A 21,409-nucleotide genomic window follows, 5' to 3' on the forward strand; every position below is an offset into this window, starting at 1 on the left:
GCAGCGGGCAGGCCGGGTCACACGGTGAACGGACGGGACTGAGTTGCGCGGTGAGCGGATGGCCTGGAGTCGTGTGGTGTGTGGACGGGTCTGAGTTGCGCGGTGAGCGGATGGCCTGGAGTCGTGTGGTGTGTGGACGGGTCTGAGTAGCGCGGTGAGCGGATGGCCTGAAGTCGTGTGGTGTGTGGACGGGTCTGAGTTGCGTGGTGTGTGGACGGGTCTGAGTTGCGTGGTGTGTGGACGGGTCTGAGTTGCGTGGTGTGTGGGTGGGCCGTGAGTTGCGTGGTGAACGGATCGGCGGGGCGGCGGGTGGAGGGCTGAGGGGTGTGGCTCTAGCCGAAGAGTTGCTGGTAGAAGGCCAGTTCGGCGGCGAGGGCGGCGGCGCGGGTCTCGGTGCGGCGGAAGCCGTGCGCCTCGCCCTCGAAGGCGAGGTACGTGCACGACACTCCCCGCTCGGACAGCGCGTCCGCGAAGGCCGTCGACTGCTCGGGCGGCACCACGGGGTCGTCGAGGCCCTGGAGGAGCAGCATGGGGCAGCTCACCCCGTCCACGAGGGCGAGGGGTTCGCGGGAGGCGTACACCTGCGGGTCCTCCGGCCCCACGAGCCACTCGACGTAACGTGACTCGAAGTCGTGGGTGTGCGCGACCAGCGGGGCCAGCGCGCTGACGCCGTAGTACGACACTCCGCCCGCGAAGACGTCCGAACGGCAGCAGGCGGCCATGACGGTCCAGCCCCCGGCGCTGCCCCCGCGTACCGCGATCCTGGCGGGGTCGGCCAGGCCCTCGGCGGCCAGCCACTCGGCGGCGGCGATCGTGTCCTCCACGTCCACCACGCCCCACTGTCCCTTCAGCCGGTCGCGGTACGCCCTGCCGTAGCCGGTCGAGCCGCCGTAGTTGACGTCGAGCACGCCGATGCCCCGCGAGGTCAGGAACGCCTTCTCCAGATCGAGCGCGGTGTCGGCGTGGGCGGTCGGGCCGCCGTGCACGAAGATCACAAATGGCGGCTTGGCCTCGCCACCGTCGGCGGCCGTGCCCGTTGAAGCGGCGGCAGCCCCGGTGGCGGTGGGGAAGGCGGGGGCAGGGGTGCGCGGCGGATACAGGAACGCGTGAATCTCGCCGTGACGCCCCGACACCACGGCCTGGCCTATCGGTGGCGTCGCGGGCCGGCCGCTCGGCGTCTCGGCGGGGTCTGCGGGTGTCGCGACCTGACGGCGGGGTGCCGTGGAGTGGCTTCCGGGAACTGCGGTCTGGTCTTCCCGAGTCGAGACCTGGTCTTCCGTTGGCGCCGTGGGCCGGTCGCTCGGCGTCGTGGGCGGGCCTTCTGACGTTGCGGGCTGGTCTTTCGGGGGTGTGGTACGGGCTTCGGGGGTGCTCGGGTGGCCGGTCTCACAGGGGCCGCTGCCGGGCACGCGTACGGTCTGGGGGGTCGGGAGGTAGGACGGGTCGGGGAGGGTGGACAGGTCGCGTTTGAGCGCATGGTGCTCGCCCGTGCCCATGTCCACGGTGACGACCGTGCGGGGGGTCGTGGCGGTGTATCCGATGCCGGCCACGGACGTGCCGTCGGCGGTCAGCGCCGCGTCCCAGCCGGTGTAGGGGAGCGCGAGGTCGGTGAGCGCGCCGGAGGCGGGGTCGAGCCCGGCCAGCCGCAGGTCCCCGCGCCCGTGCAGGACCGCGAGCCGGCCGTCCGCGAGCACCGTGTACGGCATCCCGCCCAGCCGCCACGGCGGCAGCGTGAACTCCTCCTCGGCCGGGTGCACCGCCCGGGCACCGTCGCCGTGGAGGCCGATCTCGTACAGGTTCCACCAGCCGGAGGAGTCGGAGATCAGGTAGAGCCGGGAGTCGTCCTTCCAGGCGGGGGCCAGCACGGACTCGGCGGGGCCGCCCCGCACCGTCCACGAGCCGCCGGAGGACAGGGCGGTGACGCGCAGCTCGGTGCCGTCCCACGGCATGCGAGGGTGGTTCCAGCAGACGTAGGCGAGGTGCCGCCCGTCGGGGGAGACGGTGGGGGAGGCGTAGAAGTCGTGGCCGGTGGCGCGTTCGCGGATCTGGCCACCGGCCAGCGGGATCGACACGATCGCGCGGGTGACCTTGCCGTTCCCGGCGTGCCGTTCGCGTACGCACCAGACCTGGCCGTCGTGCACCAGCAGGTCCGCGTAGCGGCAGCCCTCGTCGGTGAGGGGTTTCGGATGGCCGTTTTCACCCAGTACGTACAGCCGCTGGTCCTTCAGGTTGGCGAAGACGACCTCGCCCTCAGGGGTCACGGCGTAGGGGCGGCCGCCGTACTCGTGCACCCGGGTGCGCGCGCTCCACGGGGCGGGCAGCAGGTCACGGTGGGTGCCGTCGGCGGCGCGGCGCACGATCGTGGTGCGCCCGCCCTCGCCGGGACGGTCTTCGGTCCACCAGACCCGGCCGTCGCGGGCCGTGGGCCAGCCGGGGCGCACGCCCGACCCGGCCACGTCTCTGGTCGAAATGGGGGAGGGCCAGAAAGGCATAATCGCATCCTGCCGGAAGATCACCGGGAGTGCGGGCCGGTCCCCACAGTTCAGGGCCCGGTTTCCACACTGCAGGGTCGCTCCCCATGGTCCAGGGCCGACTCTCCCGGTTCAACCCGCCGCCGTACGTTTCACGCCCTCAGAGTCACGCCCTCAGAGTCACGCCCTCAGAGTCACGCCCTCAGAGTCACGCCCTCAGAGTCACGCCCTCAGAGTGACGCGCTCAGGGGCAGCCCTCGGGAGGCGGAAGGGTCGAGGGGAGCTTGATGTCCGTCCGGCCGAACCACTTGCGCAGCAGTTGCGTGGCCGTGCCGTCGTGCCACATGTTGGCGATCGCCCGGTTGACGGCCTCGCAGGTCTTGGTGTCGCCCTTCTTCAGCCCGACGCCCCACTTCTCGACGCTGATCGGCTGGTTGAGCAGGCGGAAGCGGCCGGGCTCCTGCTCGGCGAACCCGGCCAGGGCGAGGTTCTCGGTGCTGATCGCGTCGAGCAGGTTCTCGGAGAGCTTGCGTACGCAGTCGGAGTAGTTGCTCGCCGGCACCAGTTCGGCGGGCAGGTCCAGCTTGCCGTCCGGCGGCGGGTCCACGATGCGCCGGTACGAGTTGGAGCCCGCGGCCAGGCAGATCCGCTTGCCGCGCAGGTCGTTCACGTTCTGGATGCGCAGGTCGTCGGCGCGGACCATCGTGTCCTGGCTGACCGTCACGTACGGGCCGCCGAACGTCACCTTCGGCTCGCGCGCCTTCGTGATGGAGTAGGAGGCCACGATCATGTCCACGGTGCCGTTCTGGAGCAGCGCCTCGCGGGTGGACGAGGGCGACTCCCGCCAGGTGATCTTGACATCGGCCCGGTTGGCGAGGCGGCGGACGATGTAGCGCGCGACGTCGACGTCGAACCCCACGGGGTCGCCCTTGCCCGTCCGCAGGCCCAGGCTCGGCTGGTCCCACTTGGTGCCGATGATGACCGTGCCGGTGCCCCTGATCTTGTCCACGACGGTCGTGTACGAGCCTCCGCCCCCGCAGGCCGCCAGGCCCAGGGCCACCGAAGCCCCGGCCGCCAGCGCCGTCGCACGCCTGGTCACCGCGACAGGCCCCCTCGATTTACCCACGACTATGGGTAACCCGCGCCCGCCCATCACGGGGCCGCCCCGACGTAGTTTTGGGACATTTTTGGGGGTCTACCGGTAAAAACCGGGCGGCGGGCTTACGCGCCCGCCGCCCTTGTATCACTCCACGGGACGGTTATCACTCCACGGGACGGTCGGGCGCCACACCACCGCCCTCGGTGCCCTGCCCCGCGGCCACGCCCACCTCGGCCGAGCCGGGTGCCACGACCGGGGCCGCCGCGGTCTTGCGGCTGCGCCTGCTACGCCGCTCCAGCCAGGTGGCCAGGAAGCTCAGCGCCATGTTCAGCGCCACGTAGATGATGCCGATGACGATCGCCGCCGGGATCAGGGAGCCGAAGAAGCGGGCCGGCAGGATCTTGAACCCGGTGTTGAGCAGGTCGACGTAGGCGATGATGTAGCCGAGCGCGGTGTCCTTCAGCAGCACCACGAGCTGGCTGACGATCGCCGGCATCATCGCCGTGACGGCCTGCGGCAGCAGCACCAGCCGCATCACCTGGTTCTTGCGCATGCCCACCGCGTACGCGGCCTCCGACTGCCCCTTGGGCACCGCGTGCACGCCGGCCCTGACGACCTCGGCCAGCACCGAGCCGTTGTAGAGCATCAGGCCGACCACGACCGCCATGAAGGCGTAGTCGCCGCCGCCCAGCACCGCGGGCGCCAGGTAGAAGATGAAGAAGATCAGCAGCAGCAGGGGGATGGCCCGGAACACCTCGACCACCACACCGGCCGGGATCCGGATCCACGCGTGGTCGGAGAGCCTGGCCAGGCCGAAGATCGCGCCGAAGGCCAGCGCGAGCACCGCGGCCACGGCGGCCGCCTGCAAGGTGCCGATCAGGCCGGGGATGATGTAGAAGTCCCAGGTCTCCCACATCAGGAACGGCTGCCAGATCTTGCCCTCGAACTGGTCCTTGGCGTCGAAGCCGAGGTAGACGCCGTACAGGGCGGCGCCGACCACGATGACGCTGACCACGGTGAGCGCGCTGTTGCGCACCCGCCCGCGCGGGCCAGGGGCGTCGAACAGGACGGTCGTGCTCATCGGACCACCGCCAAACGCCGCGACAACCAGCCGGTGAAGAAGCCGACGGGCATGGTCAGCGCCATGAAGGCGAGGACGATGCCGAGGAAGATCGGGATCGACGCGCCCGTCGTGTCAAAGACTTCCTTCATGGTCGCCGCCGCGTCGGCGAGGAACCCGCCCGCGGTTGCGACCGTGGTGTTCTTGATCATGGCGATCATCACGCTGCCGAGCGGCGCGACGACCGTGCGGAACGCCTGGGGCAGGATGATCATCCTGAGGGACTGCATGAACGTCAGCCCGATCGCCCTGGCCGCCTCGGCCTGCCCCATCGGCACCGTGTTGACGCCGGCGCGCAGCGCCTCGCACACGAAGGCCGCGGTGTAGAGCGACAGGCCCATCGCCACGACCCAGAAGGAGTTGGTCAGCGGCGTCTGGGAGAAGACCAGCCCGAGCTGGTCGCTCAGCCCCAGCGCCGAGAACGCCAGCACCAGCGTGAGCGGGGTGTTGCGTACCACGTTGACGTAGACGGTGCCGGCCACGCGCAGGACCGGGGTGGGGGAAAGCCGCATCGCCACCAGGACCGTGCCGAGGATCAGGGAGACGACCGCGGCCACCAGGGAGAGCTTGACGTTCTCCAGGAACCCGATCCCGAGGTCGGGGGCGTATTTGATTAGTTCGTCCATCGTGCTCCACCGCATAGGGCAGCGGCGACCGGACCACCGGCCGCCGCTTCTGGTGTGATCAGGCGCAACCCTCGGCCGGCGGCGCCGCGTCGGACACCTTGAGGCCCTGGATGCCGCCGAACCACTTGTCCAGCAGCGTCTTCATGGTGCCGTTGGACCACAGGGTCTGCACGGCCTTGTTGACGGCCTCGCAGGTCTTGGTGTCGCCCTTCTTCAGGCCGATGCCGTACTTCTCGTCGGTGAAGCCCTGGCCCAGCACCTTGAAGTTGCCGCCGGCCTGCTTGGCGAAGCCCGCCAGGATCAGGTCGTCGGTGGTGACGGCGTCGAGGTTGCTGCCGGTCAGCTTCTGCACGCACTCGGAGTAGTTCGCCGCGTCGACGGTGGTGGCGTCGATGTCGAGCTCGCCGTCCGGCGGCGGGTCGGTGATGCGCTTGTAGGAGTTGGAGCCGGAGGCCTTGCAGATCTTCTTGCCCTTGAGGTCCTGCGGGCTGTTGATCGAGGTGTCGTCCTTGCGGACCATGACGTCCTGGTGGGCCACGACGTAGGGGCCGCCGAAGGTGACCTTGGCCTTGCGCTCCTCGGTGATCGAGTAGGTGGCGAAGATGATGTCGACCGTGCCGTTCGCAAGGAACGGCTCGCGGTTGGACGAGGCCGACTCCTTCCACTCGACCTTCACGTCCTTGCCGCCGGCTATCTCCTTCAGCACGGCCTTGGCCACGTCGACGTCGAAGCCCTCGGGTTCGTTGCCCATCTTCAGGCCCAAGCTCGGCTGGTCCCACTTGGTGCCGACCACCACGGTGCCGCCGCCCGTGATCTTGTCGGCCACGGTGGCGAACGTCCCGCCGCCGCTGCCGCCGTCGCCGCCACAGGCGGTCAGGCCCGCGGCCAGGGCCGCTACCGAGAGCACCGCTCCCGCTCGACGCATGTGCATGTGTACCTGCCTCAGTAATCAGTGCGTGAGGATCTTCGAAAGGAAGTCGCGCGCCCGGTCCGTCTGCGCGTTGGTGAAGAACTCGTCGGGGGTGTTCTCCTCCACGATCTGACCGTCCGCCATGAACACCACCCTGTTGGCGGCCCGGCGGGCGAACCCCATCTCGTGCGTGACGACCATCATCGTCATCCCGTCGCGGGCCAGCCCGACCATGACGTCGAGCACCTCCTGCACCATCTCGGGGTCCAGTGCGGAGGTGGGCTCGTCGAACAGGATCATCTTCGGGTCCATGGCCAGCGCCCTGGCGATCGCGACGCGTTGCTGCTGACCGCCGGAGAGCTGGGCCGGATATTTGTCCGCCTGTGCCGCGATGCCCACCCGGTCGAGCAGCTCCATGGCCCGCTTGTCGGCGGCGTCCTTGGCCAGGCCGCGGACCTTGGTCGGGCCGAGCGTCACGTTCTCCCGGATGGTCTTGTGCGCGAACAGGTTGAACGACTGGAAGACCATTCCCACTTCGGAACGGAGCTTTGCCAGCGCCTTCCCCTCGGCGGGCAGCACCTTGCCGTCGAACACGATCTGCCCGTCGTTGATCGTCTCCAACCGGTTGATCGTGCGGCAGAGCGTGGACTTCCCGCCGCCCGAAGGGCCGATGACGACCAGGACCTCGCCACGAGAGACGGTCAAGTTGATGTTCTTCAGGACGTGCAATGTCCCGAAGTGCTTGTTGACGTTCTCCAACCGGACCAGTGGAGTGGCGTCGCCGTTCTCCGTCATGGAGTAAAACGTAGAGGCCCTTGGAGCGCCGCGCACTAACCAGGCGGTACCGATCCGATCACATCACGCCATCAAGCTGGCCTTTTGGAACCGCAAGGGCCGTGTCAAGCCTGACTGCGACTACCCTTGAACGTGCCATGACTGTGACTCAGGAGGGCGCCCGCACCTACGAAGTGCGCACATACGGGTGCCAGATGAACGTCCACGACTCCGAGCGGCTCTCCGGCCTGCTGGAGGAGGCCGGCTACGTGGCCGCCCCCGCAGGGGAGACGGCCGACGTGGTCGTGTTCAACACGTGTGCCGTCCGGGAAAACGCCGACAACCGCCTCTACGGCAACCTCGGCCACCTCCGGCCCGCCAAGGTGGGCAATCCGCGCATGCAGATCGCCGTCGGGGGCTGCCTGGCGCAGAAGGACCAGGGTGAGATCGTCCGCAGGGCGCCGTGGGTCGACGTGGTGTTCGGCACGCACAACATCGGCTCGCTGCCGGTGCTGCTCGAACGGGCCCGCATCGAGGGCGAGGCGCAGGTCGAGCTGAAGGAGTCGCTCGAGGTCTTCCCCTCGACGCTGCCCACCAAGCGCGAGTCGGCCTACGCCGCCTGGGTGTCCGTCTCCGTCGGCTGCAACAACACCTGCACGTTCTGCATCGTGCCGTCGCTGCGCGGCAAGGAGAAGGACCGCCGTCCCGGCGAGGTCCTCGCCGAGGTGCAGGCGCTGGTCGAGCAGGGCGTGCTGGAGGTCACGCTGCTGGGGCAGAACGTCAACACCTACGGGGTGGAGTTCGGCGACCGGCTGGCCTTCGGCAAGCTGCTGCGCACCTGCGGCGGTGTCGAGGGCCTCGAACGCGTGCGCTTCACCTCCCCGCACCCGGCCGCCTTCACCGACGACGTGATCGCCGCCATGGCCGAGACGCCCAACGTCATGCACCAGCTCCACATGCCGCTGCAGTCGGGCTCCGACCGGGTGCTGCGGGCGATGCGGCGGTCGTACCGGGCCGAGCGTTACCTCGGCATCATCGAACGGGTGCGCGCGGCCATGCCCGACGCGGCCATCTCGACCGACATCATCGTCGGCTTCCCCGGCGAGACGGAGGAAGACTTCCAGGGCACCCTCGACGTCGTCCGGCAGAGCCGCTTCGCCAACGCCTTCACCTTCCAATACTCCATCCGGCCAGGCACGCCCGCGGCCACCATGCCCGACCAGGTGCCCAAGGAGGTCGTGCAGGAGCGCTACGAGCGGCTGGTGGCCCTCCAGGAGGAGATCTCCTGGGCGGAGAACAAGCAGCAGGTGGGCCGCAGGCTCGAGGTGCTGGTCGCCGAGGGTGAGGGCCGCAAGGACGAGACCACGCGACGGCTGTCGGGGCGCGCTCCCGACAACCGGCTCGTGCACTTCGCCGTCGGGGCCGAGACGCCGCGGCCGGGTGACATGGTGACGGTCGAGGTCACGTACGCGGCGCCGCACCACCTGGTGGCCGACGGGGGCGTGCTCGGGCTGCGGCGCACCCGGGCGGGCGACGCCTGGGAGGCCCGTCAGGGCGGCGGCGCGGCCGGGTCGCCGGGCTCCGGGGTCCTGCTGGGCATGCCGACCATCGGCCGACCGGCTCCCCTGCCCGCTGCCACGGGCGGCTGCTCGGCGCACTGAGTCTCTCGGAGGTTCCACGGACTTCCGAAGAGTTCCGAAGAGTTCCTTGGAGGGCGGCACCGGTCGATCCGGTGCCGCCCTCCTGTCGTGGTCAGCGCCTGAGCCGGTTCAGCACGTCGTAGCAGGCCTGGCGGCGGAAGTCGTGGAACGTGGCGCAGGGGAGGGGCATGCCGCGTTCCTGCGATGGCGGTGGCGGTGGTGGGTCCGCCTCACGGATCGGCTCCGGCAGGGGGCGTTCGCGGGGAGGCGCCTGTGGGGACGCCTCCGGGGCCGGGGCGCCCCGCCGCCCGGGAGGACGTTCGCGCGGGGGCGTCAGGGGGCGCGCGGACGGGGACCGAGGGCGGTCCGGCCGGGCCCGTACGGATGAGGTGGGGGAGGATCCCGGCGTCGGCAGGAACCCAGGGGTGCCCGCCGTCACGAGCGGGAGGGCCGCCGCCCACGGCGGCACCGCCTCGACCCAGTGCGGCGGCGAATGGCCGGGAAAGACGTCGTCCGGGTGCGGGGAGGGGAAATGGAGCGATCCATGGGAAGGCGCCGCCGACAGAAGCGCCGCGGTCGCTGTTTGTGTCATATCCGATGCCCAGAGTGGTGAAGCCGGACGTGGGGAAAGCGAGGTTTCCTGATCAAATTCCCGAGGTCTTTGCGGTGAAGATTCGGGCGAGTTGGTGAATGCCAGAAATATCCCCAGCACCGCGGTGACGAGTACCCCGACGGCTCCGGCCACCGGTGCCAGGTGGGCGCGGCTACCTGGGCGAATGGATCTAAGGGGTGACAAGTCGTGATTCCTTTGTGATTGTTGTGCGAGCATTCCTCCGTTGCGGCTAGTGTGGTCCATCACCCGCGGAAGCCGGCGAGCTTTCCCCGATACGACCGCAGGGAGCTGTAACCCCATGCAAGATCCGAGCGAGGCGGACCGTCAGGAGATCCTGTACGGGCCGGGAGACGCCCGTCTGGAGACGCGCGACAAATCCTCCTCCCACAAGGCGCCGAAGAACAACCAGAAGATCATTTTGATCGTCGCCTCGGTGCTCGTCGGCCTCCTCGTGGCGGGCGGCGCCGGCTACCTGCTGGCGGGCAACCCCGGCGGGAGCGCGCAGCAGAGCACCGGCGGCCCCGCGCCCTCCCAGACCGCCGGGGGCGCCGACGACCTCCAGGGCGACGACGAAGCCACCATGGGCGACGCGACCACCGACGACCCCGACGGCGGCCTGTCCACCGACCCGCCCGACGACGGCAGCATGGGCGACGTCGCCGACCCTGGCGCGGGTGGCGACCCCGCCGACAACGGTTCGACGGGCTCCGACTCGACGGGCAACGGCTCCTCCGACGGCAACGCCCAGGGAGGCAACGGCAAGAAGCCGTCGACCGCGTCCCCCTCCAAGCCGCCGCAGTCGTCCGGCAGCGGCACCCCCGCGGACACCCCGGCGGACGGCCCGGCGGGTGAGGTCAGCGGCCAGTGCGCGACGAGCGGCTGCTGACCCAGAAGGAAGACGAGCGGTTGCTGACCCGGGAGGAAAGCGCGCCGTTCCACGCCCGCCCCGCCGCCTGAGGCGGAGCGGGCGGTCGCCGACGCTCGGTGACGTGCGCGTGGCGTGGCGAAGGCCGCTGTTCGGGGCCCACGGGCGCCGGGGGAGTGGCTTGCCGTAAATGCGGCGCACTGGACCTTCAGCGGGTGTCACCGCCTGCGTAGGCTCGGAGCATGACGACTGACAGAGCGTCCGAGCTGCGTGCGCTGCACGTCCCGGGAAGCCCGGTGGTCCTCCCCAACGTCTGGGACGCCGCCTCCGCCCGCGCCGTCCAGGACGCCGGCTTCCCCGCCGTGGCCACCAGCAGCGCCGGCGTCGCCCGTGCGCTGGGCTACTCCGACGGCGAGGCCACACCGGTCCACGAGATGATGGCCGCCGTCGCCCGGGTGGTCAGGGCCGTCGGCGTGCCCGTCACCGCCGACATCGAGCGCGGTTACGGTCTCAAACCCGCCGAACTGGTCGAACGCCTGCTCGCGACCGGTGCCGTGGGCTGCAACCTGGAAGACTCCGTGCCGCCCCGCGGCGGCATGGTCGACGTGGCCGAGCAGGCCGACTTCCTGGCCGAGGTACGCGCCGCCGCCGGGGACGCGCTGGTGATCAACGCCAGGATCGACGTCTACCTGCACGGAACGGCCACCAGGCAGGAGGCAGTCGCGCGCGGGCGGCGCTATCTGGAGGCGGGCGCCGACTGCCTGTACCCCATCGGGCTGGACGACGGCGACGAGATCGAGGCGCTGGTCCGCGAGGTGACGGGGCGGCCGGTCAACGTGCTGTTCAGGCCGGGGACGCCGGATCTCGCCGGGCTGGCGGGGCTCGGGGTGGCCAGGATCAGCTTCGGCGGCGGGCTGTACCAGGCGGTCCACTCCTACGCCAAGGGCCTGTTCGCCACGGTGCGCGAAGGGCACAGCCCCTACTGAGCGAGGCTTCCGGAAACGCCGCGGGAGGGCGTGGTGCCGGTGGTGCGGCGGGGACACGTACGCTTGCGCCCGTGCTCGTAGCCGCGGCCGTCTGCCCGCCAACCCCGCTGGTCGTGCTGGGGATGCCCGACCTCCGCTCCGCCTGCCACACCGCGATCTCCACCCTGCGCGAGGCCCGCCCGGACAGACTGGTCGTCGTGGGCGGCGCGGACACCACGACCGCGTACGACGGCGGCGCGACGGGCACCCTGCGCCCCTGGGGGCTCGACCACACGTCCGGCACCGGCGAGCCGGTGCTGCCGCTCTCACTGACCGTGGCCCGCGTCCTGCTGGGCGACCACCCGTGCGACGGCCTCCAGTCCGTGGCCTTCGACGCCGCGAGCGAGGAGTGCCGGGCGGTGGGCGAGGGGCTGGCCACAGGCGGGGAGAGCGTGGCGCTGCTGGTCATGGCCGACGGCTCGGCCTGCCTCAGCCCCCGGGCCCCTGGCCGGTACGACGAGGCAGCCGGGCCGTTCAACGACCTGATCGCGAAGGCGCTCGCCACCGGCGACCCGGCGGTCCTGGCCGGGCTCGACCCCGTCCAGGCAGACCGGCTGTGGGTGAGCGGCCGGGCCGCCCTGCAGGTGCTGGCGGGCGCGGCGGGCGGAAGGACGTACGAGGGACGGCTGCTGACGGCGATCGCACCTTACGGCGTCGGCTACTTCGCCGGGTCGTGGCTGTCCTGACGCTTCGGCACGGGGATGCGCATCAGGTCGCGGGCCAGCACCACCTCGCCGTCGAAGTTGCGGCGTACCTCGGCGGTGAAGACGGGCTCGGAGTCGAAGCCGTACCGTTCGGAGAAGTGGGTGAGCACCAGCCTGCGCACGCCCGCGTCGGCCGCCACCACGCCCGCCTCGAACGCCGTCAGGTGCCCGTACTCCTTGGCCAGCGCGCTCTCCGACGACAGGAACGTGGACTCGATCACCAGCAGGTCGGCCCCCGAGGCCAGCTCGAAGACGGCGTCGCAGAGCCGGGTGTCCATGATGAACGCCACGCTCTGCCCCGGCCGGGGGACGCTGCACTCGGCCAGGGTGACGCCGCGTACGGAGCCGGTGCGCTGCAGCTCGCCGACCTCGGGGCCGCGGATGCCGTGGGCGGCCAGCCTGTCGGTGAGCATGCGGCGCCCGGCCGGCTCCTGGACGCGGTAGCCGTAGGACTCGACGGGGTGCGACAGGCGGCGCGCGACGAGCGGGCCGACGCCGGCCAGGTCACCGGAGAGCGGATGCTCGGAGATGACGTGGGTGTCGGCGAAGACGGCGGCGTGGCGGAGCCTGCGCCAGTACGTCTCGCCGGAGCGCGGGAAGACGGCGCGCACCGGATGGCGTATCTTGTCGCGGGCGATCCGCTGCACGACCCCGGGCACGCCCAGGCAGTGATCGCCGTGGAAGTGCGTCACGCAGAGCCAGTGCACGTCGCGGGCGCTCACCCCGGCGTGCACCATTTGCCGCTGCGTGCCCTCGCCGGGGTCGAAGAGGAAGCCCTGACCGTCCCAGCGCAGCAGGTAGCCGTTGTGGTTACGGTGACGGGTAGGAACCGCGCTGGCCGTGCCGAGTACTACGAGTTCGCGGTTTGACACGAGCGCGATGCTATGGGTTCGGTGCGGATGTTGGCGATTCGTGTCTCGATCGAGGGCATCAGGGATGGTCTGATCCGACAGACCGTTCCCAGCGCCGGAAACGTTCGCGTAGCTTCGTGATGTCGTCGGCCGACAGGTCATGGTGAGCGAGCGCCTGATCAGGGATCCGCCTGAGAGCGGACAGAGCCACGGCGAACATGGCCTTGTCGAAGCCTGGATCAGCTTCGGCGGCGAGTCGGCTCAGATCGTCCATCGTGTAACGGTCACTGCGCAGCACCGCGTCAACGTCAACGAAGTCGCGGACTTCGGCGCGGCTGTAGAGGGCGGCCACCTTGTTCGCGACGGCATCGTCCTGGTGCAGAACAGGGCCGATCTCCAGCCGGACCGGTGGATGGGCGCGCCAGTCGACCCCCAACTCGACCTTCACTGAGCGCCCCACATCATCGACGACCAGCAGGCGGGCGAAGCCTGGACTCTCCTGGGCGATCTCAGCCTTCATACCGGCTTCGCGGTACGCCGTTACGGCCGCGCGTACCGCGAGATCGAAGTCGCCACCAACCGAGGTGAAGAGATCCACATCCTCTGAACGCCGGGTGAGGAATCCATGAGCTTGGACGGCATAACCGCCGGCGAGGGCGAAGCCGAAGCGCTCGGTGGCCAGCAAGCCGATCTTGGTGACCCGTTCGTGCAGAGGGTCCATGGTCGCTACGCGGCCCGCGCCAGATGCCGGAAACGGGCTTCCCACGTCTGCCTCGCCTGCACGGGCAGGAAGAGGCGCGGCCAGATGCGGATCAGGACCGAAGCGTTCAGGTAGCTGCGGAGGTCATCGGTGTGAGCCGCCTCACGGATGACACGCTCGTACATGAGGCCCAGCTGGGCAGTGTCGTCCAAGTCGTAAACCCGCTGCTCTGACCAGTCGAGGTGGATGGGCAGCCGGACCACGCCGGTGACCGGACCGGCCAGCTCATCGAGACTGGCGGGAACGAGGTACGGTCGGCGGCTTGCGTATGGAGACCGAGTGTCCACACCTCCAGTCTGCCCGTTCCTGGACGCTTCTGCAGTTCACCACTGTCCCGCCGGTTGGTCATACTCGAAAGAAATTTCTACCCGTTGTGGTTACGGTGACGGGTAGGAACCGCGCTGGAGGTGCCCAGCACCACGAGTTCACGTGAGGACATGATGCCCGCCCAAGAGGAGCGCGCCCGAGTGGAGCCCGCCCGAGAGGAGCCGGCCCTGGAGGGGACGGTCGCCTTCGCCGAGGTGGCCACCCCGGTAGGCCCGTTCGTGCTGGCCGTCACCGAGATCGGCATCGTGGCCTCGGGCTGGGCGTCGGGCCGGGTGTCGGCCCCTGGCTCGCACGCCCGGCTGGCCGGCCGCCTCGAGCTGGCTGAGGTTCATGATGCGGATCGTACGGCCTTCGCCGTCGCCGAGCTGAACGCGTATTTCGCCGGAGAGCTGAAGACGTTCGAGACGCCGATCGACTGGCGGCTCATGTCGGGCTCGCGGCTGCGGGTGCTGCGGGCACTGCACGGCGTCCCGTACGGCACCGCCGTCACCTACGGCGAGCTGGCCGGTCTGGCCGGGTCCTCCGTGCCCGCCAGGGGCATCGGCTCGATCATGGGCTCCAACCCGATCCCCATCGTCGTGCCCTGCCACCGCGTGATCGCGGCGGGCAAGGGGCTGGGCGGGTTCAGCGGGGGCGAGGGCGTCGAGACCAAGCGGTGGCTGCTGACCCACGAGGGATATCTGCCACCGTCTCTCCTCGATCTCTAGCAAACTGGTCGACGTGCGCCAGCAGCCAGTCATCGCCGTGGTGGGTCCCACGGCCGCGGGAAAGTCCGACCTCGCCGTCGACGTCGCCCTCCGCCTCGGCGGTGAGTGCGTCAACGCCGACTCCATGCAGCTCTACCGCGGCATGGACATCGGCACGGCCAAGCTCACCCTCGCCGAGCGGCGCGGCGTCCCGCACCACCTGCTCGACGTCTGGGACGTGACGGTCACGGCCAGCGTGGCCGAGTACCAGAAGCTGGCCAGGGCCGTCATCGACGCCGTCGAGGTGCCCGTGCTGGTCGGCGGCAGCGGCCTGTACGTACGGGCGGCCATCGACGAGCTGGAGTTCCCCGGCACGGAGCCGGAGATCAGGGCCAGGCTGGAGGCGGAGCTGGCCGAGCGCGGCCCGGCCCCCCTCTACGAACGCCTGCGCGAGCGCGACCCTGCCGCCGCCGCGGCCATCCTGCCGAGCAACGGCCGGCGCATCGTGCGCGCCCTTGAGGTGATCGAGCTGTCGGGCCGCCCGTTCTCGGCCACCATGCCGTCCTACGACGCGGTCTACCCGAGCGTGCAGATCGGCCTGGAGGTGCCCAGGCCGGTGCTGGACGAGCGGATCGAGGTCAGGGTCGAGCGCATGTGGCGGGCGGGCCTGGTGGACGAGGTGCGCACGCTGCTCGGGCAGGGCCTGGCCGAGGGGCGTACGGCCGGCCGCGCCCTCGGCTACGCCCAGGTCGCCCGCTTCCTCGCCGGCGAGTGGAGCGAGGACCACGCGATGGCCGAGACGGTCAGGCTGACCAGGCGTTTCGCCCGGCGCCAGGAGTCGTGGTTCCGCCGTGACCCGCGGGTGCGGTGGCTGCCGTACGACGCTCCCGATCTCCTTGATCGGACCCTGGCGCTCATTGCCGGACACTCGTGCGAATAAACTCCTACAATGCGCTTTCTCAAGGGGCACGGCACCGAGAACGACTTCGTCATCCTGCCTGATCCCGACGGGGAGGTCGACGTGTCGGCCGCGCTCGTCGCCAGGATCTGCGACAGGAGAGCCGGCCTCGGGGCCGACGGCGTGCTCAGAGTGGTGCGTACGAAGCGCAGCCACGAGGTGTCCGAGCACTCGTCGGCGGCGGAGTGGTTCATGGACTACCGCAACGCCGACGGCAGCGTGGCCGAGATGTGCGGCAACGGCATGCGCGTGTTCGCCCGCTACCTGCTCGACGCCGGGCTGGAGCACGCGCCGGAGTTCGGGGTGGCGACCAGGGGCGGCGTACGCAGGGTGCGGGTGGAGCCGAACGGCGACATCACGGTCGACATGGGCAAGCCCGTCGTCCAGGGCGAGAGCGTGGCGACCGTGGGCGGTCAGGAGTACGCCGGGCTCCACATCAGCCTCGGCAACCCCCATCTGGCCTGCGCGATCGGCGACCCCGTCGTCCAGCTCGACCTCAACCACCAGCCGGGCTTCGACACGGGCGTCTTCCCCACCGGGGTCAACATCGAGCTGTTCAACCCGGTCGGCACCAGCCGGGTGGTCATGCGCGTCTTCGAGCGCGGCTCCGGCGAGACCCGCTCGTGCGGCACCGGCGCGGTCGCCACGGCCGTCGCCGCCGCGAGCCTGACGGGCGACACCACCGGCACGTGGACGGTCGAGGTGCCGGGCGGCACGCTGACCGTCATCCTCGACGAGGACACCAGCTACCTGTCCGGCCCGGCGGTGATCGTGGCCAGCGGCGAGCTGATGCTTGCAGAATGAAGTTCTAATAGGGAATGCTGGGTTCACTTCGCGAACTGAGAGGTGGACATGGCCGACCCACGCACCACCGCCGCCCAGGTCAAGGGGCCCATCGGCCGGGTTGGCGGTGGATTCATGATCTCCAGAGAGGCCAAGGCCGTCTGCGAGGAGTACGGGCTCGGTCCCCGGGAGTTCTACTTCAGGGGCCGCTGCGGCGTACTCGGTGAGTGCGAGGCCGACGTCGTCACGTCGGTGGCGGTCTTCTTCCCGCCCGCCCACGTCGAGGAGAGCTGGAACGGCGGACGCAAGCTCGCGGTCGACCGCGCCGTCGAACTCTATGCCGAGGTGTGCCAGGCGTGGGGCAGGCGCAAGCTGGGCGGCCACCAAGGCTGCGCCAGGATCGCCGAGCTGCTCTCGCCGGTCGTGGAGCAGGCGTCCTGCGTCGGGGCGCCGCTGTTCGCGGGCTGGCGGGCCGTGCCGCTGCCCGCCGACCCGCCCGCCAGGGCCGTGCAGCTCATGCACGTCGTACGCGAGCTGCGCGGCGGCCTGCACGCCAACGCCGTGATCGCGGCCGGGCTACATCCGCTGGAGGCCACACTGGCCGCGGCGCACGACACCACCCCCTTCGGGGCCGTCACCGGCGCGGACGTCGCCAGGTTCTTCACCTGGCCCGAGCCGTACGCCGAGCCGGGCCCCGAGGTCGTGGCCAAGCGCGCCGCCGTCGAGGAGATCACCGACGACCTGATGGCGGAGGTGCTCGGGGTCCTGACCGACGCGCAATCGGACGAGCTGATCGAGCTCCTGCGTTTTGGGGACGCTCGTTGACCTGGCAGACTGGCTGCCCATGGACGTGGACATCTGGGCCTGGGTCGGCGAAACCCAGCAGCAGCTTTCCGAGGCGGGCAACGTTGGCCTCGCCATGGCGCTGGGAGACCTCCCCGCACAGGCCTACGAGGGCCGATATCCGCAGCTCGACGTCATGGCCCCGGCCATCGCCCAGCAGGCCGAGGCGCTGGAGCTGCCCTGGCTCGAGTTCTACTCCCGCTACTGGCACCTGGTCGGCCGCATCGGCGATCGGGCCCAGGGAGCGGTGGCCCTCGACGACGCCCAGCAGCTCCTGTCGTTCGCTCAGCGCGAAGAGGTCCGCGAGTGCCCGGCCACCGTGGCCGCCGTCGAGGCGCTGGCCATCGCGTGGGCCAACGCCGACGGGCCCGGCCACGCCGCCGAGCGCCTGGAGACGCTCGGCGCCCACCTCGAGGGCCTGAGCCCCGAGAAGCCGGCCTTCGCCGGCCTGGTCACCCAATACGTCGCCGCGCTCATCGACGCCGGCAAGCCCGACGAGGCAGTCACCTACGCCGAGTCCGCCGTCGAGCGGCTGCGCACGGCCGGCCGCGAGGCGAGCTGGGAGCTGGGCGCCGAGAGCGCCCGCGCGCTGCTTGCCGCCGGCCGCGCCGAAGACGCGCTCAACGCGCTGCAGGCCGCGGCCGAGTTCCAGGCCGACGACCCGGTGGCCAAGGAGCACCGCGACGGCGTGCGGCGCGCGCTGATCCTGGCCACGCTGGGCCGCACCGCCGAGGCCGTCGACGCGCTGCCCGACCTCGACGTGGTGGGCGAGCACCCGCGCGTCTGGGTCGAGTGGGCCCACGCCGTCAGCAAGCTCGCCGATTCCGCCCAGATCACCAACACCTGGCAGCTCGGCCGTGTCGTGCGCCAGTGGATCGACTACTTCGGCATGATGGGCGGCTACCGCGCCCGCGTCGAGCTCGCGCTGGTCGCGGGCGAGCTGGCCCTCGGCAGGAAGGGCGCCTGGCAGGCCAGGCTGCTGGCCGACGTGGCCGAGTCCGCCTCCGCCGAGCTGCGCGAGAGCGCGGGCGTGGCCGAGCGCATCGCCGCCCTGCGCGCCGCCGCCGACACCACCGAGGAGCCCGAGGCGCCCGGCCCGCGGGAAGAGCTGGTGGGCCTGTTCGACGCCGCCGACGGCTTCAACGCCGACCCGGAGAGGTGGGTCGGCTGGCTGGCCCCGCTGTCCGGGCAGGATCTCGAGGCCACCCGCCGCCACACCACCACGATGGGCTTCCTCGGCTACCCGGCCACCGGCGCCGACATCTACTGGAAGATGCTGGTCGACACCGACGGCATCGCCACCGCCGACTCCGACGACGTGGCCTACCTGACCACGCTGCTCATCGAGGCCCGCCAGGACGAGCGGCTGGAGCAGATGGCCGCCATGCTGCCGCACGCCGCCCAGCACCTCACGCTCGCCAGGCTCCACAGCGCCCGCGAGCGCTGGCAGGAGACCGTCGATTCGGGCGAGCACGCCATCGCCGCCGGGGCCGGCATCGAGGCCCGCCGCCTGCTGTCCGGCGCGGCCCAGCAGCTCGACCAGAACCCCAGGGCGGCCCAGGTGCTGCTGGAGGTGCTCGACGAGCTGACCGAAGAAGACGTCTGGCGCATGATCGTCATGGCCACCTCGGCGGAAGACTGGGAGACGGTCCGCAAGGGCGCGGCCAAGATCGGCATGCCGATCAAGTCGAATGAGGGCCCGATCGAGGAGGAGATGGGCCTCATCAGGCTCATCCTGCCCGCGCCCGACGGCGGCCAGCGTCAGGTGCTGTCCATCCGCACCGGCCCCGCCACCGCCCGGCTGGCCCTGCCGCAGCCGCGGGGGATGGACTACAACGCCGGCGACCTGGTCGTCTTCGACCCGCAGCTCCTCGAGCCCGTACCCGACGACCCGCAGGAGCAGCAGAACTTCGTGCCGCCGTTCGCCGCGGTGCGCATCCTGCGGCCCGGCGGCTACACCAGCTTCTTCTTCGACGGCGCCGCGCCGAGCGAGTCGGACTGGGCGGAGTTCACCGAGGTCATGGCCGAGCGCGGCTGGCCGATGTGGGTCTACAGCGACGAAAACTACACCGTCACCCACCCCAGCTCCGGTGAGTCGCTGCCGGGGGTGTTCGGCTGGGTCGCGGTGCCGCCCAACGTCTCGGCCAACGAGGTCGACGCGCTGCTCGACGACGCCACCGAGCGGTGGGTGCACCCGCTGGCCTGGCTCGACCTGGCCCGCGAGATCGACGTCGAGATCGAGCGGCACGAGCGCATCGTCAAGGAATACGGGCTCTAGGCCCGCTTTCCCCGCGGCCGCCGCACCACGTCGGGGCGGCGTGCCGCTCTCCCACGCCGCCGCATCATGTCGGCGGCGTGCCGCGTGTGGTCGTCCGGGTGGAAGGTGGGGCTGACGTGCTGGAGCGGTTCCGGCTCGACGGCAAGGTGGCGATCGTCACCGGAGCGTCGTCGGGGCTGGGGGTGGCCTTCGCCCGCGGCCTGGCCGAGGCGGGCGCCGACGTGGTGATCGGCGCCCGGCGCACCGAGCCGCTGGAGCGGACGCGGCGGCAGGTCGAGGAGACCGGCCGCCGCTGCCTGGCCGTGGCGACCGACGTGTCCAGGCCGGAAGACTGCGACGCGCTCGTGGCCGCCGCCGTCGAGGCGATGGGCGGCGTCGACGTGCTGATCAACAACGCCGGGGTCGGCACGGCCGTGCCCGCGGTGCGTGAGACGCCCGAGGAGTTCCGCCGGGTCGTCGACGTCAACCTGCACGGCACCTACTGGATGGCGCAGGCGTGCGCCAGGGTGATGCGGCCCGGCTCGTCGATCGTGAACATCGGCAGCGTGCTCGGCGAGACCACGGCCGGGCTGCCGCAGGCCGCCTACAGCGCGTCCAAGGCGGGGGTCGCCGGGCTCACCCGCGACCTGGCGCAGCAGTGGACCGGGCGGCGCGGCATCCGGGTCAACTGCCTGGAGCCCGGGTTCTTCGCCTCGGAGATGACCGAGCAGTACCCACCGGGCTATCTGCCGGGGATGCTGGAGTCGCGGGTGGTCATGGGGCGGGCGGGCGATCCGGACGAGCTGGTCGCGGCCGCGGTGTTCCTGGCGAGCGACGCGGCGTCGTACGTCACGGGGGTGACGCTGCCGGTGGACGGCGGGATCCTGATCACCTGAGCCCGTCGCCCTCGGCCAGGAGGTCGTTCTGGGCGGCCAGGAAGCCGGCGTGGAAGCGGGTCCTGGCGCCCAGGTGCTCGCAGAGCACCTGGACCCGGCGTTGCACCGTACGCGGGCTGAGCCCGAGCTGCCGGGCGATGGCGTCGTCCTTCATGCCGGCCGCCAGCAGGGTCAGCACCTCCGTGTCGGGGGCCTGCGGCCACGCCTCCGGCCCCGGGGTCTCCTCCACCAGGCGCAGCGGGACGGACGCCCGCCACAACGTCTCGAACAGCCCGACCAGGGCGTCCAGCAGCGCCGACGGGTGCACCACGAGCGCGCTCTCCACGGCCCGGTCCTCGTCGGAGACCAGCGGCAGGATGGCCGTGCGGGCGTCGGCGACGGCCAGCTTGACGGGCACCTGGCCGAGCCTGGCCTGTTCGCCGTCGGCGACGGCGCGGCGGGTGTGGTCCAGCATGCCGGGCTGCTCGAAGGCCAGTGGGCTGTAGATGCCGCGGGTGACGAGCGCGCCCTGGCGGGCCGCGCGCTGGCGGTTCTCCCTGTCGTCGCTGATGTCCACCGCGTACGGCGGATGCACCAGCACCAGCATCTCCTGGGTGGCGTTGCGTTCGAGCTGGAGGTAGCGCCGGGCCACGGCGTCGCGCCCTGTCACCACCTCCAGCACCTCCTCCGGGTGCGGCCCGCCGCGCTCGGCGACCTCGGTGGCCAGCAGCGCGGCGGCGGCCCGGCTGTGGGTGATCTCCTCCTGGCGGCGGGCGACCAGGATGTCGACGGCGATGTTCGGCGGCGTGGCGACCACGCGCAGCGGACGTCCGGCGACCCGGGAGCAGAGCGCCAGGTCCTCCAGCCGGGGCAGCATGCGGCGGATGGCGGCGGCCGACGAGCCGGTCTCGACGGCCAGCTCGCTCAGCGTGGCGGGGCCGTGCCGGAGCAGGGCCCGGTAGGCGGTCTCCTCGGTGACCGTGACACCGAGCCCCTCGAGTAAGCGACGTTGCGCCATGTCGCCCTTTCCCCTGCGATGATCCGAGGTCAGCGTACTCGGCCGGGCCGCGCACGGAAACGATCTCCGCCGGTAAACGCCGTCATGGACGCCCTCGTTGTCCGGATCGGCGGGGTAAGGCCGCTCGCGAGGCTCTTGTTCCGGCGGGTCCTGGACTCTATCGTCGTTGCGTAGTCCGGCGCATGTTGCGTATTAAGGAACAAC

General features: G+C 70.9%; 20 protein-coding genes. 10 read left to right on the forward strand and 10 right to left on the reverse strand.

Annotated elements, in window-relative coordinates; genetic code table 11:
* Positions 1-332 precede the first annotated feature (332 nt).
* From ABD844_RS42155 to ABD844_RS42180, 6 genes are all read right to left on the reverse strand, one after another.
* Positions 333-2,492, reverse strand: coding sequence for a S9 family peptidase (locus ABD844_RS42155; protein ID WP_344891695.1), 2,160 nt, complete (start codon positions 2,490-2,492; stop codon positions 333-335).
* A 223-nt stretch (positions 2,493-2,715) separates the two neighbouring features.
* On the reverse strand, positions 2,716-3,570 hold the full coding sequence (locus ABD844_RS42160; protein WP_344891698.1) for a glutamate ABC transporter substrate-binding protein: 855 nt from the start codon (positions 3,568-3,570) through the stop codon (positions 2,716-2,718).
* A 163-nt stretch (positions 3,571-3,733) separates the two neighbouring features.
* Positions 3,734-4,651 carry an amino acid ABC transporter permease gene (locus ABD844_RS42165; RefSeq protein WP_344891702.1) on the reverse strand — a complete coding sequence of 306 codons (918 nt, stop codon included), beginning with the start codon at positions 4,649-4,651 and terminating at the stop codon, positions 3,734-3,736.
* Positions 4,648-5,316 (reverse strand): amino acid ABC transporter permease, encoded by a 669-nt coding sequence (locus tag ABD844_RS42170; RefSeq protein ID WP_344891705.1) that lies wholly within the window; start codon positions 5,314-5,316, stop codon positions 4,648-4,650. The genes ABD844_RS42165 and ABD844_RS42170 overlap by 4 nt, the downstream gene beginning before the upstream one ends.
* Before the next feature lie 58 nt (positions 5,317-5,374).
* Positions 5,375-6,247, reverse strand: a complete 873-nt coding sequence (locus tag ABD844_RS42175; RefSeq protein WP_344891708.1) for a glutamate ABC transporter substrate-binding protein — start codon at positions 6,245-6,247, stop codon at positions 5,375-5,377.
* Between the two features lie 18 nt (positions 6,248-6,265).
* On the reverse strand, positions 6,266-7,021 hold the full coding sequence (locus tag ABD844_RS42180; RefSeq protein WP_344891711.1) for an amino acid ABC transporter ATP-binding protein: 756 nt from the start codon (positions 7,019-7,021) through the stop codon (positions 6,266-6,268).
* 137 nt (positions 7,022-7,158) lie between these two features.
* Here ABD844_RS42180 and miaB point away from each other — a divergent pair, with 137 nt between their 5' ends.
* The 4 genes from miaB (at position 7,159) to ABD844_RS42200 (ending at position 11,829) form a co-directional block, all read left to right on the forward strand.
* Positions 7,159-8,661 (forward strand): tRNA (N6-isopentenyl adenosine(37)-C2)-methylthiotransferase MiaB, encoded by a 1,503-nt coding sequence (gene miaB / locus ABD844_RS42185; protein ID WP_344891714.1) that lies wholly within the window; start codon positions 7,159-7,161, stop codon positions 8,659-8,661.
* Positions 8,662-9,551: 890 nt separating this feature from the next.
* Positions 9,552-10,139, forward strand: a complete 588-nt coding sequence (locus tag ABD844_RS42190; protein ID WP_344891717.1) for a hypothetical protein — start codon at positions 9,552-9,554, stop codon at positions 10,137-10,139.
* Between the two features lie 221 nt (positions 10,140-10,360).
* A complete protein-coding gene (locus ABD844_RS42195) occupies positions 10,361-11,104 on the forward strand; it encodes an isocitrate lyase/PEP mutase family protein (RefSeq protein WP_344891720.1) in 744 nt (247 codons plus the stop codon).
* Between the two features lie 71 nt (positions 11,105-11,175).
* Positions 11,176-11,829, forward strand: coding sequence for a class III extradiol ring-cleavage dioxygenase family protein (locus tag ABD844_RS42200; RefSeq protein WP_344891723.1), 654 nt, complete (start codon positions 11,176-11,178; stop codon positions 11,827-11,829).
* Here ABD844_RS42200 and ABD844_RS42205 read toward each other — a convergent pair.
* The 3 genes from ABD844_RS42205 to ABD844_RS42215 are packed head-to-tail and all read right to left on the reverse strand — an operon-like array spanning position 11,802 to position 13,661.
* A complete protein-coding gene (locus tag ABD844_RS42205; RefSeq protein ID WP_344891727.1) occupies positions 11,802-12,719 on the reverse strand; it encodes a ribonuclease Z in 918 nt (305 codons plus the stop codon). The genes ABD844_RS42200 and ABD844_RS42205 overlap by 28 nt on opposite strands.
* 58 nt (positions 12,720-12,777) lie before the next feature.
* Entirely contained in the window at positions 12,778-13,419 is a 642-nt protein-coding gene (locus ABD844_RS42210; RefSeq protein WP_344891730.1) for a nucleotidyl transferase AbiEii/AbiGii toxin family protein, read from the reverse strand.
* A 5-nt stretch (positions 13,420-13,424) separates the two neighbouring features.
* Positions 13,425-13,661, reverse strand: coding sequence for a hypothetical protein (locus tag ABD844_RS42215; protein WP_344891733.1), 237 nt, complete (start codon positions 13,659-13,661; stop codon positions 13,425-13,427).
* A 264-nt stretch (positions 13,662-13,925) separates the two neighbouring features.
* Between ABD844_RS42215 and ABD844_RS42220 the strand changes: the two genes are divergently transcribed.
* From ABD844_RS42220 to ABD844_RS42245, 6 genes are all read left to right on the forward strand, one after another.
* Entirely contained in the window at positions 13,926-14,492 is a 567-nt protein-coding gene (locus ABD844_RS42220) for a methylated-DNA--[protein]-cysteine S-methyltransferase (protein WP_344891736.1), read from the forward strand.
* A gap of 13 nt (positions 14,493-14,505) precedes the next feature.
* A complete protein-coding gene (gene miaA / locus ABD844_RS42225; protein WP_344891739.1) occupies positions 14,506-15,411 on the forward strand; it encodes a tRNA (adenosine(37)-N6)-dimethylallyltransferase MiaA in 906 nt (301 codons plus the stop codon).
* Positions 15,412-15,420: 9 nt separating this feature from the next.
* Positions 15,421-16,233 (forward strand): diaminopimelate epimerase, encoded by an 813-nt coding sequence (gene dapF / locus ABD844_RS42230; protein ID WP_344891742.1) that lies wholly within the window; start codon positions 15,421-15,423, stop codon positions 16,231-16,233.
* Positions 16,234-16,281: 48 nt separating this feature from the next.
* Positions 16,282-17,037: an SCO6745 family protein gene (locus ABD844_RS42235; protein ID WP_344891745.1), complete on the forward strand. Its 756-nt coding sequence runs from the start codon at positions 16,282-16,284 to the stop codon at positions 17,035-17,037.
* 19 nt (positions 17,038-17,056) lie between these two features.
* Positions 17,057-19,333, forward strand: a complete 2,277-nt coding sequence (locus ABD844_RS42240; RefSeq protein ID WP_344891747.1) for a tetratricopeptide repeat protein — start codon at positions 17,057-17,059, stop codon at positions 19,331-19,333.
* Positions 19,334-19,449: 116 nt separating this feature from the next.
* Complete coding sequence (locus tag ABD844_RS42245; protein ID WP_344891750.1) at positions 19,450-20,208, forward strand: SDR family NAD(P)-dependent oxidoreductase; 759 nt, start codon at positions 19,450-19,452, stop codon at positions 20,206-20,208.
* On the opposite strand, the gene ABD844_RS42250 is transcribed toward ABD844_RS42245, so the two are convergent.
* A complete protein-coding gene (locus tag ABD844_RS42250) occupies positions 20,201-21,205 on the reverse strand; it encodes a helix-turn-helix domain-containing protein (protein ID WP_344891753.1) in 1,005 nt (334 codons plus the stop codon). The two genes, ABD844_RS42245 and ABD844_RS42250, sit on opposite strands and share 8 nt — an antisense overlap.
* Positions 21,206-21,409: the final 204 nt, after the last annotated feature.

Source organism: Nonomuraea antimicrobica (assembly GCF_039536965.1).
GTDB lineage: Bacteria > Actinomycetota > Actinomycetes > Streptosporangiales > Streptosporangiaceae > Nonomuraea > Nonomuraea antimicrobica.

What these genes read in the sequence shown, in the direction of transcription:
- ABD844_RS42210 (WP_344891730.1), bottom strand. Translation starts at nt 13,419, where the DNA reads ATGGACCCTCTGCACGAACGGGTCACCAAGATCGGCTTGCTGGCCACC.
- ABD844_RS42165 (WP_344891702.1), bottom strand. Translation starts at nt 4,651, where the DNA reads ATGAGCACGACCGTCCTGTTCGACGCCCCTGGCCCGCGCGGGCGGGTG.
- miaB (WP_344891714.1), top strand. Translation starts at nt 7,159, where the DNA reads ATGACTGTGACTCAGGAGGGCGCCCGCACCTACGAAGTGCGCACATAC.
- ABD844_RS42195 (WP_344891720.1), top strand. Translation starts at nt 10,361, where the DNA reads ATGACGACTGACAGAGCGTCCGAGCTGCGTGCGCTGCACGTCCCGGGA.
- dapF (WP_344891742.1), top strand. Translation starts at nt 15,421, where the DNA reads ATGCGCTTTCTCAAGGGGCACGGCACCGAGAACGACTTCGTCATCCTG.
- ABD844_RS42250 (WP_344891753.1), bottom strand. Translation starts at nt 21,205, where the DNA reads ATGGCGCAACGTCGCTTACTCGAGGGGCTCGGTGTCACGGTCACCGAG.
- ABD844_RS42190 (WP_344891717.1), top strand. Translation starts at nt 9,552, where the DNA reads ATGCAAGATCCGAGCGAGGCGGACCGTCAGGAGATCCTGTACGGGCCG.
- ABD844_RS42170 (WP_344891705.1), bottom strand. Translation starts at nt 5,316, where the DNA reads ATGGACGAACTAATCAAATACGCCCCCGACCTCGGGATCGGGTTCCTG.
- ABD844_RS42155 (WP_344891695.1), bottom strand. Translation starts at nt 2,492, where the DNA reads ATGCCTTTCTGGCCCTCCCCCATTTCGACCAGAGACGTGGCCGGGTCG.
- ABD844_RS42175 (WP_344891708.1), bottom strand. Translation starts at nt 6,247, where the DNA reads ATGCACATGCGTCGAGCGGGAGCGGTGCTCTCGGTAGCGGCCCTGGCC.
- ABD844_RS42235 (WP_344891745.1), top strand. Translation starts at nt 16,282, where the DNA reads ATGGCCGACCCACGCACCACCGCCGCCCAGGTCAAGGGGCCCATCGGC.
- ABD844_RS42240 (WP_344891747.1), top strand. Translation starts at nt 17,057, where the DNA reads ATGGACGTGGACATCTGGGCCTGGGTCGGCGAAACCCAGCAGCAGCTT.
- ABD844_RS42180 (WP_344891711.1), bottom strand. Translation starts at nt 7,021, where the DNA reads ATGACGGAGAACGGCGACGCCACTCCACTGGTCCGGTTGGAGAACGTC.